This window comes from Acinetobacter sp. ANC 4218 (genome assembly GCF_002135245.1).
Classification (GTDB): domain Bacteria; phylum Pseudomonadota; class Gammaproteobacteria; order Pseudomonadales; family Moraxellaceae; genus Acinetobacter.
The window spans coordinates 45,699-61,002 of record NZ_NEGD01000016.1 but is presented as its reverse complement, the minus strand read 5'-3'; the positions used below and the strand labels follow the sequence as shown (position 1 = coordinate 61,002).

Annotated in this window: 10 protein-coding genes and 1 pseudogene; 4 read left to right on the top strand and 7 right to left on the bottom strand. The window is 42.9% G+C overall.

The window, feature by feature from the left end; translation table 11 throughout:
• Positions 1 to 595: pseudogene (locus B9T38_RS14585) on the top strand (IS4 family transposase); the annotation flags it as partial.
• A 54-nt stretch (positions 596 to 649) separates the two neighbouring features.
• Here B9T38_RS14585 and B9T38_RS14580 read toward each other — a convergent pair.
• The gene (locus B9T38_RS14580) at positions 650 to 2,176 is read right to left on the bottom strand and encodes a fumarate hydratase (RefSeq protein ID WP_086197492.1); all 1,527 of its coding nucleotides are present in this window, start codon (positions 2,174 to 2,176) and stop codon (positions 650 to 652) included.
• Between the two features lie 605 nt (positions 2,177 to 2,781).
• Here B9T38_RS14580 and B9T38_RS14575 point away from each other — a divergent pair.
• Positions 2,782 to 3,393 (top strand): class I SAM-dependent DNA methyltransferase, encoded by a 612-nt coding sequence (locus B9T38_RS14575; protein ID WP_086197491.1) that lies wholly within the window; start codon positions 2,782 to 2,784, stop codon positions 3,391 to 3,393.
• A gap of 110 nt (positions 3,394 to 3,503) precedes the next feature.
• Here B9T38_RS14575 and pta read toward each other — a convergent pair whose 3' ends face one another.
• The 4 genes from pta to B9T38_RS14555 form a co-directional block, all read right to left on the bottom strand.
• Positions 3,504 to 5,645 carry a phosphate acetyltransferase gene (pta, locus tag B9T38_RS14570; RefSeq protein ID WP_086197490.1) on the bottom strand — a complete coding sequence of 714 codons (2,142 nt, stop codon included), beginning with the start codon at positions 5,643 to 5,645 and terminating at the stop codon, positions 3,504 to 3,506.
• A gap of 55 nt (positions 5,646 to 5,700) precedes the next feature.
• Entirely contained in the window at positions 5,701 to 6,924 is a 1,224-nt protein-coding gene (locus B9T38_RS14565; protein WP_086197489.1) for an acetate/propionate family kinase, read from the bottom strand.
• A gap of 303 nt (positions 6,925 to 7,227) precedes the next feature.
• Entirely contained in the window at positions 7,228 to 7,629 is a 402-nt protein-coding gene (locus tag B9T38_RS14560) for a hypothetical protein (protein WP_016168218.1), read from the bottom strand.
• 126 nt (positions 7,630 to 7,755) lie between these two features.
• Positions 7,756 to 9,021 (bottom strand): glutamate-5-semialdehyde dehydrogenase, encoded by a 1,266-nt coding sequence (locus B9T38_RS14555; RefSeq protein ID WP_086197488.1) that lies wholly within the window; start codon positions 9,019 to 9,021, stop codon positions 7,756 to 7,758.
• Positions 9,022 to 9,324: 303 nt separating this feature from the next.
• On the opposite strand from B9T38_RS14555, the gene B9T38_RS14550 reads away from it, so the two are divergent.
• Entirely contained in the window at positions 9,325 to 10,656 is a 1,332-nt protein-coding gene (locus B9T38_RS14550) for an alpha/beta fold hydrolase (protein WP_086197487.1), read from the top strand.
• Positions 10,657 to 10,685: 29 nt separating this feature from the next.
• On the opposite strand, the gene B9T38_RS14545 is transcribed toward B9T38_RS14550, so the two are convergent.
• Positions 10,686 to 11,546, bottom strand: a complete 861-nt coding sequence (locus tag B9T38_RS14545) for a class I SAM-dependent methyltransferase (RefSeq protein WP_086197486.1) — start codon at positions 11,544 to 11,546, stop codon at positions 10,686 to 10,688.
• Between the two features lie 183 nt (positions 11,547 to 11,729).
• Positions 11,730 to 12,752, bottom strand: a complete 1,023-nt coding sequence (nagZ, locus tag B9T38_RS14540; RefSeq protein ID WP_086197485.1) for a beta-N-acetylhexosaminidase — start codon at positions 12,750 to 12,752, stop codon at positions 11,730 to 11,732.
• 199 nt (positions 12,753 to 12,951) lie between these two features.
• Between nagZ and B9T38_RS14535 the strand changes: the two genes are divergently transcribed.
• Entirely contained in the window at positions 12,952 to 15,150 is a 2,199-nt protein-coding gene (locus tag B9T38_RS14535; protein WP_086197484.1) for a carboxy terminal-processing peptidase, read from the top strand.
• Positions 15,151 to 15,304: the final 154 nt, after the last annotated feature.

Genomic DNA, 15,304 nt, shown 5'->3' with positions numbered 1-15,304 from the left:
CATTATCGTCTTTGATAAAGGATATGTTGATTATCAATGGTTTGCTCAGTTGACACATCAGAAAGTCAGCTTCGTAACTCGGCTACGCCCAAAGACAGTTTATCAAGTTAAATCAAGCCGTAGCGTATTAGCGACTAAAGGCATTATTGCGGATGAATGTATTGAATTGAGCAGTGCGCATGCCAAGAAAAGAGGCGCACCTAAATTATTAAGACGTATAGAGTTTTATGATACAGATAAGAAAAGAACATTCGAATTTCTGAGCAACAAGTTTCATCTGGCAGCATCCACCATTGCTGCAATTTATAAAGACCGCTGGAAGATTGAGTTATTCTTTAAAGCCATCAAGCAGAATTTAAAACTGAAGTCATTTCTAGGTCGAAGCCGCAATGCGATACAAATGCAAATATGGATTGCATTAATCGCCTATTTGCTGGTGAACTTCGCTAAACACATGGCACAAGAAGAATGGAGTGTTCAGCGTTTACTGCGAATTATTCAGGTCAATTTATTTGAAAGGAAACTTTTAAGGTCACTCTTTGTGCCTGATAAAAAATGGCGAAAACAAGAAGAACCTCAATTGAGGTTCTTCTTGTTATATTTGTGGGACAGCAGTGACCTAATGGGTGCTTTTTTTAGCTTTGGCAAATTAGTTTGCAGCAGCGTCAACGACTGGAATTTTACCAATTTTTGCTTGCCAAATTTTAGGTGCAGTTGCATGAATTGAAGTACCGTTCACATCTACAGCTACAGAAACAGGCATGTCTTTAACGACAAATTTGTAGATTGCTTCCATACCCAAGTCAGCAAAGGCCACAACTTCAGCTTCGCGAATTGCTTTTGATACTAAGTAAGCAGCACCACCGACAGCCATCAAGTAAGTTGCTTTGTTGTCTTTAATCGCTTCAACAGCAGCAGAACCACGATCCGCTTTACCAATCATGCCGTACAAGCCAGTAGCTTCAAGCACTTGACGAGTGAATTTGTCCATACGTGTTGCAGTCGTTGGACCAGCAGGACCAACCACTTCATCACCTACTGGATCGACAGGGCCAACGTAATAAATGAACTTGCCTTTAAGGTCTACAGGAAGTTCTTCACCATTATTCAACATATCAACCATACGTTTGTGCGCAGCGTCACGACCGGTATAGATTGTACCGTTAAGCAATAAAGTATCGCCTGGTTTCCAAGAGTTCATTTCTTCTTGTGTGATGTTGTCTAGGTCAACACGTTTAGAAGATGAAGAATCCCAGGTTACAGCCGGGTAGTCTTCAAGTTTAGGTGCTTGAATGTGAGCAACACCTGAACCATCTAATTGGAAATGTGCGTGACGAGTTGCAGCACAGTTCGGAATCATACCGACTGGTTTGCCTGCAGCGTGACATGGGTAATCTTTAATTTTAATATCAAGAACAGTAGTTAAACCGCCAAGACCTTGCGCGCCAATACCTAAAGCATTTACTTTTTCGAAGATCTCAATACGGAGTTCTTCCATTTTGCTTTGTGGACCACGACGAAGTAATTCGTCCATGTTGATCTCTTCCATCAATGCTTCTTTGGCAAGCATCATGGCTTTTTCCGCAGTACCACCAATACCGATACCGAGCATACCTGGAGGACACCAGCCTGCACCCATGGTTGGAACAGTTTTCAGTACCCAGTCCACGATTGAGTCAGATGGGTTTAACATGGCAAGTTTAGATTTGTTTTCTGAACCGCCACCTTTAGCAGCAACAGTAATGTCGACTTTGTTGCCCGGTACGAGTTTGTAATGGATGACTGCAGGCGTGTTGTCTTTGGTATTTTTACGGCCAAATGCAGGATCAGCTAAAACTGATGCGCGAAGTACGTTAGAGCTTTCCAGGTAACCTTGACGCACACCTTCATTGATTGCATCGTCCAGGCTCATGGTTAAATCAAATTTAACGTCTAAACCCACTTCAAGAAATACGTTCACAATCCCGGTATCTTGACAGATAGGACGGTGGCCTTCTGCACACATACGGGAGTTAATTAAGATTTGTGCAATAGCATCTTTTGCGGCTTTGTTCTCTTCACGATCATAGGCACGGCTCATCGCTTGGATGAAGTCTTGTGGATGATAGTAAGAAATAAACTGAAGCGCATCTTTTACCGATGTGATCAAGTCATCTTGCTTGATAATAGTTGTCATATCAAATATCTCTTGAGCGGGCTGTTAGCTAGCGGGCTAAATTATAAGATAAAAAGCAGGTTTTGTGGGCATTTTGCGTGCTTTTTGGCCGAAAGTTTAATGGTGAATTTCAGCACAAATGAATGGTCGTTTTTTAGTGATTTTTGTCATAGAGGTGACAAGGGTAATCCTTGTTTCGGGTAAAAATGACATTTAAAATATTGATTGACATGGTTTTAATTTATTTCTTATCTGGGATTATTGAAAAGTAAAATTTAATTTTTCTGTTTTCTTAGTAGGGTTGAAGGTGGTCAAGTTGTCATAAATTTGTCCTAAAATTTTTACATCATAAGTGCATCAAATCTTATCTGATAAATACAGACGTCCTTCAATTGCTCCCGTCATGAATTTTTCTTTATATCGTGCAGTGAGAGGGTTGCGGTCAGCAAGAAGATTAGGCACAGGCTTTATCTTCTTTTTTTGCTTTAAATTTTCTCAAAAATAAAAACATTCTAAATCTTCAAATCTTCAAATCTTCAAATCTTCAAATCTTCAAATCTTCAAATCTTCAAATCTAGATCTAAATCTGCCTATACTCTAGAGAGTAACATTTAGAAAAACTGCTTATGAAAGATCAGTCTGAGTTTGCCAAAAATATTATTAAAATTTATAAGAAGCATGCACGTGCATGGACAGAATTACGCGGCCAGTTTCTGTATGAAAAAACCTGGCTCGATCATTTTCTTTCGTTGATTCCTGAACATGCTCAAATACTGGATTTGGGCTGTGGCTCGGGAAAACCAGTTGCGGCTTATTTAATTGAACAAGGTCATGCCGTGACGGGTGTGGATAGCTCAGATACGATGATTGAAATGGCAAAGCACAACTCTCCTGAACAGCACTGGATTCAGGCAGACATGCGTCAGCTGGATTTAGGGCAAAAGTTTCAGGGGATTTTAGCGTGGGACAGTTTTTTTCATTTGACTCAAGATGATCAGCGCAAGATGTTTGCTCAGTTTTCTAAGTTGGCTGAAACAGGGGCAGCTTTGATGTTCACCAGTGGGCCAAGTCATGGAGAGACTCTTGGAGATCTGTTTGGTGATGTACTGTATCATGCCAGTTTGTCGCAAGATGAATATCGCCAATTATTGAAAGATCACGGTTTTGAAGTGGTAAAGATGGTCGCGGAAGATCAGGACTGTACAGGGCATACGGTGTGGTTGGCGCAAAAGTTTTGATTAAGCCATGCTTAATAAAATGTCGGTGAATAGATAAGTTAAATTTTAAAATATCAAAAAAAACCACCCAATTTTTCAATCAGATGGTTTGGAAAACTTAAATTTACGAATTATTGAGCCGCTTGTTGCTCTGCCTGAATGGCAGTCAATGCAATAGTGAACACGATGTCATCGACCAATGCACCACGTGATAAGTCATTCACAGGTTTGTTCAGGCCTTGTAACATTGGACCAACACTCACCACATTGGCAGAACGTTGCACTGCTTTATAGGTAGTGTTACCTGTGTTCAAGTCAGGGAAAATAAATACATTCGCGCGACCTGCAACTGGCGAGCCTGGTGCTTTAGACTGACCTACGCTTTCAACCGAAGCTGCGTCATATTGCAATGGACCATCAATCAGTAAGTCTGGACGGCGTTGCTTGGCAATTTCAGTCGCTTTGGCTACTTTTTCTACATCCGCCCCTGCACCTGAAGTACCGGTTGAATAAGAAATCATCGCGATGCGCGGATCAATACCAAACGCTTTAGCAGAGTCTGCAGATTGAATAGCAATTTCAGCCAGTTGTTCTGCATCTGGATCAGGATTAATCGCACAGTCACCATAAACATAAACTTCATCCGGCAACAGCATAAAGAATACTGAAGATACCAGTGAGTAATCCGGTGCAGTCTTGATTAACTGGAATGCAGGACGAACCGTATTGGCTGTCGTGTGGACTGCGCCAGATACCAAGCCATCAACCTGATCAAGAGCCAGCATCATGGTGCCTAAAACTACCGTGTCTTGTAGCTGTTCACGCGCTTGTAACTCGTTGAGTTTGCCTTTACGTAAATCAACCATTTTTCCGACATAATTCTCGCGAATCAGGTCTGGGTCAAGAATTTCTAAATCATGCGGTAATTCAATTCCACGTGCTTTTGCTACTTCAACCACAGCTTCAGGTTTTGCCAGCAGAATACAGTGGGCAATTCCACGAGATTGACAAATTGCTGCGGCCTGAATGGTACGTGGTTCATCCCCTTCAGGAAGAACAATGCGCTTTTTCGCTGCAATTGATTTTTGCACCAGTTCATGACGGAATGCAGAAGGAGATAAACGTGGTTTATGTGTATCGCTGATTAACTGCGTTAACCAGTCTGCATTGATGTGGCTGGCCACGAAACGGGTCACCTGCTCAGCACGCTCGGTATCATCTACCGGAATTTCATTGCTTAAATTCAGCAATTGTTGTGCTGTGTCAAAAGTGCTCAATTTGGTGTGTAAAATTGGCAAGCCATTTTTGATTGCTGTTTGACAGAATTCTAAAGCTTGAGTGCTTGGTGCCTGATGTTCAGTTAAAACCAAACCTGCCAGTGGAATGCCATTACTGCTTGCCAAGCTACTTGCAAGCAAGACATCAACACGATCAGAACCGCTGATGATGAGTTCACCTGCCACGAATTTATGCATTTCGTGTTCAATATTTGATGCAATTAAGCTGCTGTGTAATACACGGCGTTGTGCTGCTTCACCTTGGTTAATCCATTCTGCAGAAATATGCACAGCCAAGTCAGACATGCGTGGCACACTTAAAGTGTTGCTAAATGGAACTAAGCCAATGACTGGCATACAGTCTTTACCAATCATTGGGTGCGTGCTTTGAATTGCACTCACAAATCGGTTGGTATCGCTAATTAAACGCAGGTTTGGATCAAGCGTCACAGGAATCTGTGCAGAATCTTCCGGCAAGCCTTTGGTACGCATGAACAATACGCCTGCAGTACGCTCGCAAGTCGCACCACCAAAGAAGCGTAATTGATTGTCAACTTTTGCCGCGGTTTTTGCCGCATTGTTAATGTCGGCATTGCTGACAATAATCACTTTGGCATCAAGCGCTTTCGCCAGAGTGGCATTGAGTTCTGTCGCAAAAGGATCACGTCCGTTTGGTAGCACGCCTTCTACAATAATGACATCGTGATGTTTGGAAATTTCACGGTGTAAACGTACTGCATCTTCAAGCAGCTCGTCATTTTCATCATTTTTTAAACGTTCAGTCAGGGCCGCATAGGAAATCGGTTCAACGGTTTCATGCTTGAACAGGTGACGATACAGTGCAGTGGTGCGATCTGCTTCAGGCTGTAATTCTTGAGAGAAAGGCTTTAGAAAACCTGCTTTTACACCTTGGCATTCCAATGCATAAATTAAACCAAGACATGCAGACGTTAAGCCAACACCAATTTCTGTAGGAACCAAAAGTATTGTTTTCATAATTTTTTCTAAATCATAAAGGGATTTATTGAAAGCATAAGTAGGCTACGATTGCTTAAGCAATCGTAGTCTCACATTCAGGCTTTTTTGCAGCTGACTGATTTACCTCGCCTTCTACAACGTGTGCTGTTTCTTTGGCAATACGGCCTTCTTCATCGGTTGGAATGACCCAGATTTGAGGACCTGTGCCAGCATCAATACGACCTTCTGTACCGCGTTTTAAATTATTGTTTTGTTCTTTGCTTAAGTTGAAACCGAAGTGAGGTAAGTAAGCCATGGTCTTTTCACGGATATAAGCCGAGTTTTCGCCAATACCGCCGGTAAAGAACAGACCATCAAGACGTGGCAGGCCACAGCTTAAAGCAGCCAGAGATTTAGCCAAACGGTAGCAGAATACTTCAATGGCCAGCGTTGCATCTTCATTGCCTTGTTCTGATGCTTCAATCAAGGTACGCATGTCATTTGAAAGATTGTCTGATAGACCGAGCAAACCACTTTCTTTGTTCAGCATTCTGTCAATTTTATACACATCCCAGCCCAAGTTGGCAGCCAGGAAGCTGTGCAAACTTGGATCGACATCACCGCTACGGGTACCCATCACAATGCCTTCAAGCGGGGTCAGGCCCATTGACGTATCTACACTTTGACCATTCCAGATGGCACAGGTCGAGCTACCATTGCCTAAATGTGCAGTTAACCAGCCACCTTGTTTTAAGCTGCCTGCCAATTCTGAACCGCGTTCAGACACGTAAGCATGGCTGGTACCGTGGAAGCCATAACGACGCACGTTGTGCTCTGTATATAAGAATTTTGGTACAGCATAACGGTAAGCATGCGCTGGCATGGTTTGGTGGAATGCTGTATCGAATACTGCCACTTGTGGAAGGTCCGGGAACAAACGCATGGTCGCGTCAATTCCTACAAGGTGAGCAGGGTTGTGAAGCGGGGCAAGTGGCGTCGCTTCACGAATACGATCAATGATTTCTGGTGTTAATAACTCAGCTTTGGTCAATGTGCCACCATGTACGACACGGTGCCCAATCGCTTGAGGATTATAATGAGAAAGACGTTCTAAAATGGTTTCCAAAGCCTTTTCATGATCGGCATGTGGAATAGACAGTTCGAGTGGCGCGCCACCAACAGTGACACCCTTAATGCGTGCTTCAGCAGAACCTAAATTTTCTGCTAAACCAAAAATACGATCTTCACGACGTTCTGAAACGAGTGCATATTTAATAGAAGATGAGCCGCAGTTAATAACTAATACTGATGTAGACACGTTTTAATACCCGAATTTTAATTGAAATAAGTCGTCCCTAAAGTGATCTTTATGCAGTACATTTCAATGCAATTCAGATCAGTCTGCATGTTGTATCATGTGTTGATTTTCTGTCCTAGATAGACTTTAGGAGATTAGACTTAAGCACTATCGACCAGTGAAATAATAATAAATAGAATTTATTGGTTGATGGTTTTCATTTATTAATAAAATAGTACTCAAGCATAAACGCTCTTTCCTGTACGCCTTTAACCCTAGCATGAGAAATGAATTTTGAGCAGGAGCTAAGTGTTGTTTTTATGCTTAGTTTTGATACTTGATTTCTGACCAGCGTACAATAACATAGGCAATCAATGCCACCATAAAAAACACCAGCATCATCCAGGCCAGACCTTGCAAGGTTTCAATAATTGTCCGGTAAATTTCCAGTACCCAGCGCTCTTGAGTCAGTTCAATCACAATTTTCTTGTCATTCTCGGTATACGTCAGCGGCGTGATATATTTTTCCATATCGTAAATACGAATGCCTGAAGATGTTCCGACCACCATGCCGGCAAATTTGGTGTATTTTGCCCAGGCTTCATGAATCGGATCGTGAATAATGCGTGCCAGAATGGCATTAATCGAATTGGAAAAAATTTTCATCACTGTAAAAGAAACCAGTAATGCCAGTAAAAAGGTACAAATGATCAAATAATAAAACATGTGATTTCCCTTTTATCTTTTTCAGTTTTTTTATCATGTTACAAAATTTAGGGCAGGGATAGTGTAGTCGCTGTGTCCAGCTTCAGGGTTGAAACTGAACACTTAAAGATACTTTAGATAGAGGAATTATTGGCGAATTTGACCATCCCCAAATACCACCCATTTTTGCGAAGTCAGACCTTCTAGACCGACTGGGCCACGTGCATGAATCTTGTCGGTGGAAATGCCGATTTCAGCACCCAGACCATATTCAAAACCGTCGGCAAAACGGGTAGAGGCATTGATCATCACTGAGCTTGAGTCGACACGGGCCAGGAACTGACGCGCAAGACTAAAGTTTTCGGTAATGATGGCATCGGTATGGTGTGAACCATATTTGTTAATATGATCAATGGCTTCATCAATTCCGCTCACCACTTTAACTGCCAAAATTGGACCTAAATATTCAGTGTACCAATCTTCTTCGCTGGCCGGTTTGACGCTTGAACCGAGAATGCGCTGGGTTTCACGGCAGCCACGCAGCTCGACCTGCTTTTCTGCATACAGTTCAGCAATGCTTGGCAAGAAATCTTCTGCAATTTTCTCATCCACCAGCAAGGTTTCCATGGCATTACATACGCCATAACGATGGGTCTTGGCATTGAGTGCAATGGGCAGGGCTTTTTGCAAATCGGCCTGTGCTTCAACAAAGACATGGCAATTTCCATCCAGATGCTTGATCACCGGAATACGTGCTTCATTGCTGATCCGTTCAATCAGCCCTTTGCCTCCACGTGGAACAATCACATCCACATATTCAGACATGGTAATCAGATGGCCGACTGCGGCACGATCAGCTGTATTAATGACCTGTACCGAAGTTTCAGGCAAGCCTGAAGCCTTTAAACCGTGCTGAATTGCTTCAGCAATCGCCTTGTTCGATTGCAACGCTTCCGAACCGCCACGCAAAATAATGGCATTGCCTGATTTCAAGGCAAGTGAGGCGGCTTCCAGAGTCACGTTCGGACGCGATTCATAAATCATGCCCACCACACCTAAAGGTACGCGCATTTTTCCGAGCTGAATGCCTGAAGGACGATAGGCAAGGTCAGTGATTTCGCCAATCGGGTCAACCAGGTTCATCACATCTTTCAAGCCATGCAGCATGTCTTTAAAGCGGCTGGGGGTAAGTTCTAAACGATCAAGTAATGCACTGTCCAAATGATTGTTACGACCATTGGTCATATCGATTTGGTTGGCAGCCAGAATTGCAGCTTCACTGTCTTGTAATGCAGTGTAAATTGCAGATAAGGCATTGTTTTTGGTTTGGGTAGAAGCGCTTGCTAACACGCGAGAAGCCTGGCGTGCCTGTTGTCCTACCGTTTGCATATATTGTTCAATCGAATCTTGCATAGCGGTTTGATCACTTAGAAATTACATCTTCGATAGTAACAGTCTGGAACCCGACAATGAAGCACCTGCTCAGAAAAAAGTCCCTGAAACTTTCGGACTGTTAATATTTTGAAATCCTTTTCTAGCTAAATTTAGATAAGTGGTTATGGAATCAGTTGCTTGAGCAAGCGTCCTCTGTATATTATGAAAAGATAAAGACAGTGAAGTCTGATAATTACAGCGAAGAATGGACGCAGCATGACGCAGAAATTCTATATTTATTTTCTTGCAAAATAACAATAAGGCAAGAATGGAGGAAGGGATATGAATTCCATGATCCAAATGGACTCGGAAGTAGAAGAATCAAACTCAAATTCTGGTTTTTTTGATCTTTACCATAGGAACAGTTTTAAACAACCGGCACGTACCACCTGGATTGATGGCTGGAAAATTGAATATATGGCTATTGCTCAGCCAGAAACCATCCATAACACTCCCATTGTCATTATTGGGGGGGCTTTTCAAAATTTTAATTCTTATAAATATTGTGTGGAACAATTGCTCAGTGCAGGCCCGATCATTCTAATTGACCTGCCTTCCATGGGTGCCAATCAGCAAATTACCAATCGCGATACCGGTATTTCTGCGGGAACACTGGAATTACCTGATTTGGCTCGAATGTTGGGTGAGTGGGTCGATATTGAAAATTTACCCAAAGTTTCAGTGATGGGCATGTCGCTCGGTTCGGTTGTGGCTTCAAGTTTTGCCGTGCAACGTCCGGAACTGGTCGATCGCATGATTCTGATGGGCGTGATGCAAAAAACGCGTAAAAGCTGGCGTATGTTGCTGGAAGAATCTTTGCATTTAATGAAGGAACAGCGCATGGATGAGTTTGGTCAGGCGGTGATTCTGTATCTGGTCAATCATGCCAAAATCGACCAAACCCGTATGTCACCGACAGCTAAACGTCTGTTCTTTAGGCAAATGGCCGAATTTACCTCCACCGAGCAAGACCGCTATGAAATTAACTGTAGCCGCTTATTGCGTTTAACCGATGTCCCTATTCCGCAATGTAAAGTACTGGTGGCATGTGGGCAATATGACAGTTTTACCTTGCCACATGAAAATGCCAATTTTGCTTTGCAATGTCCAGATATGGAATTTGCAATGATTGCAAATGCCGACCATGTACCGCAATTACAGCGCCGTAAAGAAACCATGAGCCTGTTTGCAACCTTCCTGCAGGGACAATCTATTCAGACTGTAGAAGGGATTATCCCGATGACACGTGCCCAGTTGCTGACCCTGGAGCGCCGTGGCGAAGAACGAATTGCCGTACAAAAACCGATGACCGTATTAACTCATCGTCATTCAGATTTGCATTTTTCCACGCATATTGTCGATTTAAACTTTTTTGGCGTTTTACTTGAGTTTACTCTTGGGGTGACTGACAAAGTTGCACAGTATCCACGTGATTTGGCCTTGCATCTGGAAGATGAAGAAGGTCAATTTAAAATTGAGTGCTTAATTTTTGAAGTTTATCCAACACGAGTTCGGGCTTTATTCAAGCATGGCAGTTTTGATGTGGCGGAACGTTTATTGCGTTATGTGCAACGACAAAAAGAAGTGATGACGGTTTTAGAATCGGTCAGTTAATTTGTGATCCATCCCAAAAAAAAACAGCGTTATATAACGCTGTTTTTTTTGCTTGCATGAATCATCCAGACCAGATCACCTAAGTGTTCTTCGTTAGAGGTGAGGGGTACAGCTGAATTTTGAAAATACTGCTGTGGCTGTACAATACTGACCTGTTCAAAACTGGCTTGCTGGAAAAATGCCTGGGCTTGCTGGGGATTAATAAAATGGAAACTAAATGCACTCTTGGACATCCATTTCAGTAATTTACTGCTGGCCCAAATAAAATTGGCCAGTTTATTTTTCACCGGTTCTGGATAGATGTCGGTAAGGTAATGCAGTTCTTTAAAGTTTTGCCCATAATGATGAATTGCTTTAAGCAATTGTAATAACATGTCTTGGTTAAAATAGTTGATCAGGCCTTCACTAATCACCACCAAGGGGCGCTTGGGATCAAATACATGAAAAGCCTGTTCAAAATCCGCAGTGAATAAGTCTACCGATAAAACTTCCGGACTATGGGCATCAATCTGTTTTAAAGCTTGGGTTTTGATTTTTGCCATATCGGGTAAATCCAGTTCACGATAATCAATATCAGGAAATTTCTGCCGGAAACTCCAGCCACGCGGAGAAAGCCCGCTGGCAATTTCAAGCACCTGTAAATCTGGATGCTGTTCGATCAGTTGGGCCAGATGCTGATCAATCATGCAGTGGCGTTGTTTTAAGGTGGTACGCATACTGCCGCCGACAAATTTTTCAGCCCAGCTTTCTAAAGGATGCACCAGTTTGGCCAGCATTTTCCCTTTAGAGGTCGCAAAAACTGGATGAGAAATTCCCATGGTATACCAGATGTAACCAGTGTAATGGGCAGTAAATGAAATATGTCGATGTTCTGAAAGTTGTTGTGTCATGTCATCCTGACCTTATCTTTTTTTTAGTTTTTAACTTTGGTTGTTTATTGGTCGATTATCTTACGTTGCCAGTTTTGCTTATTTTTAGTTTTGATGCAAAGCAAAATGAGCTGAATTAAGCATACTTTTATTTTTGTTTATCATAAAGAAAAAGGAACACCTTGTCGTGTTCCTTTTGTCGTATTAATTCAATGATTTTTTAAAGTTTTCGATGCTATCGCGAACTTTTTGCCATTCTGCTCCCAAGTCCAGCGCTTGCCCAACACTAATCTCTGGAATTTTACCACGCATACGCTCCAGACGTGTTTGATTCGGTAAAGGCAAATCACGAATCCCTTCTAATGCCGTACATGCTGCTGAGCGGTCATTACAGACCAGACCCATATCACAACCAGCTTTGAGTGCAGCCTGAATACGGGCATCGGCACCACCGGCAACACAGGCTGCCTGCATGGTTAAGTCATCGGAGAACAGCACGCCATCAAAGTTGAGTTGCTGACGCAAAATATTTTGAATCCAGTAGGGTGAGAAACCAGCAGGATTCGGATCAACCTGGTCATAAATCACATGTGCGGGCATCAAGGCATCCAGTTGCGGCATCAGCTGGATAAAGGTTTGCATGTCCTTATGATAGATTTCTTCATAGGAACGTGAATCTACTGGTGCGGCTACATGTGAATCGGCCTTAACCGAACCATGGCCCGGGAAATGTTTACCGGTATTGGCCATGCCCGCACGTTTCATACCCTTGATGAAAGCACGGGCAAGGGGAACAATATCATCAATATTTTTGGCAAAACCGCGATCACCAATCACATCACTGACATCATTCAAATCCAGTACCGGGGCAAAACTGAAATCAATCCCAACAGCAAGCACTTCGGTGGCCATCAGCCAGCCACATTGTTCAGCCAATTCCACAGCACGTTCAGGTTCAGTCAGATAAAGTTCGCCTAAGCGACCCATGGCAGGCAGCAAGGTAAAGCCCTGTTTTAAACGCTGCACCCGACCGCCTTCCTGATCGACGGCAATTAAAATATCGGGTCTGATATGACGCATATGATCGGTTAAAGCACGAACCTGCTCAGGTGATTGTATATTTCGTGAAAATAAAATCATGCCGCCTACTTGCGGTGCCTGTAATAGTTCAATATCTTCTTGAGTAAGTTCTGTGCCAGCGATGTCTAGCATCAATGCGCCAATCATATCGGTGTCCGTGTTGGAATTTTATAAAGAAAAACAATACCCGAATTCTGCAATGATTTGCTACATTTTGACAGTACAGAATATGATAAAACTACACGACATACACATATTAAGTTGTTTAAGATTTTGAATATACTGCGTTCATGTCGAAAAACGACGTTGTAATATTGGTCAAAGACCAAGGAAGTACGAATTATTTATGAAACTTCAATCATTAGCTTGTGCAGTTGCAATTGCGACTGGAGGGTTTTTCTTTACTCATGTAGTAAATGAGGCAATTGCTGCAAACAATACCATTGCAGTTTCTCAAAGCATTCAGCCAACGCAGGAACAAGCCCTTGTATCACGCCAATTGGCGACTTTGGTTGACCGTCAGCATTATTTAAATCAGCGTTTAGACGCGGCGACTTCCAATCGTATTCTTGACTTTTATCTAGATAGTCTGGATGCAGACCATTCATTATTTTTGGCATCTGAAGTTGAACAATATAAGAAAAAGTATGGTGCAAATTTTGGTGCAGCATTAAAAGCAGGCGATTTATCAGGCCCTTACTTGATTCATGCCCAATATCGTGACCGCTTGAAACAGTTTTATGAGTTCATGTTGGCGGAATTGAAAAAGCCGCAAAACCTGAAACAAACCAATGTCTATATTGATACTGATCGCGAAAAAGCGCCTTATTTCAAGTCCGCAGCAGAGCAGCGCGCACATTGGCAAAAAATGCTGGTATCGCAACTCATCAACTTAAACATTAGTAAAGAAGAAGAGTCTGCGAAGCAAAAAGCCTTAAAAGATGATCCGACACTGGCCAATGGTCAGGATCTGGCTAGCCCTGAAGATTTAACTCCAGTTCAAACCTTGACCAAGCGTTATACCCGTCAACTTGAACGCATTACCCGTGTTAAAAGTGATGATGTTCTCGACAAGACGTTGAATGCGATGATGCTGACCTATGATCCGCATAGCAATTATTTCCCGCCGGTTGATGCGATGGAATTGAACCGTCAAACCACCTTGCAGCTAGAGGGGATCGGGGTTTCGATTCGTCCTGAACGCGGTAATGAAGATTACACCAAGATTGAAACGATTGTTGAAGGTGGTCCGGCCAGCAAATCAGGTCAGATTAAACCGGGAGACCGTATTATTGGTGTAGCACAAGACGGCGATAAAATGGTCGATGTGATCGGTTGGGCCAGTAATGAAGTGGTCGGCCTGATCCGTGGCAAGCGTGGAACCAAGGTGAGTCTACGTTTGTTGGGTGCGGGTGCATCAATGGGGCAGGCACGTACAGTCAGCCTGGTGCGTGATGTCATTCAGGAAGAAGATGCGGGTGTTCGTTCACGTACAGTTGAGATCAAACGGGATGGCAAAAACCATACCTTTGGTGTAATTGAAATTCCGTCATTTTATTTGAATTATCGTGCGCGCCGTGCAGGTGCGGATTATCGTTCGGTTTCTGAAGACACCAACAATGCTTTAAAAAGCCTGGCAGCCAAGAATGTAGAAGGGATTATTATCGATTTGCGTAATAACCCGGGCGGCTCGCTGGAAGAAGTTGCACGTATGCTGGGACAAGTCATCAAATCTGGTCCAGTGGTGCAAATTCGCGACGGTAATGGCAATGTCAGCGTATTTGAGGACGATGACGGTGGTGCACAAACCTATGCCGGTCCACTGGCGGTCATGGTTAATCTGGCTTCAGCATCGGCCAGTGAAATTTATTCTGCTGCTATTCAGGATTATGAGCGTGGTATCGTGATTGGCAGTACCACCACAGGTAAAGGTACAGCCCAGGTTCAACTGGATACTTTGGCCTATGGTCAGGCAACCTTGACCCAGCGTAAGTTCTATCGTGTTACGGGTGGAAGTACCCAAAATAAAGGGGTAGTACCTGATATCAAGCTGGTTGATATCTACAATGAAGAGTTTGGCGAGCGTAAGGCGAAGAATGCCTTGAAATGGGATACCATTCCAACTGCACCATTTAAGCGTGAAGGTTCGGTACAACCTTATGTGCAAAATCTGGCACAAATGTCACAACAGCGTGTAAGTGTTGATCCGCAATTTAAATATCTGGAGCAACGTAAAGCGATTGCGAAAAAAACCGATGAGCAAAAGCGTGTAGTGCTGGATATTGATCAGCGCAAAGCCGAGCTGAACGCACTTGAGCAGAAAACTTTAGAGGCGGAAAATCAGCGCCGCAGCCTGACGGGGCAAAAGCCTTATGCTAATTGGGAAAGTTATCAAGCCTCAATGGATGCTTTAATCGAGTCGCGTGCGAAAATGAAAGCAACACAACGACCTGCTTTACCCGAAGAAGAAAGCTTTGTTATGGAATCTGCCAATATTTTATTAGATTATGAAAAATTACAATCCACTAAGGCTGCTGGCCAGTAGGCGCTGTAATTTGGTATTTTTCATTTAAATTTTCCGAAAAAGCCAGTTAGTTGATCTGACTGGCTTTTTATTGATGCATGAGCAAACAGAGGCATTAGTTTTAAAATGATTTTAAAAATATGAACGGTGTGAGGATAATGATAAAAATGTTGAA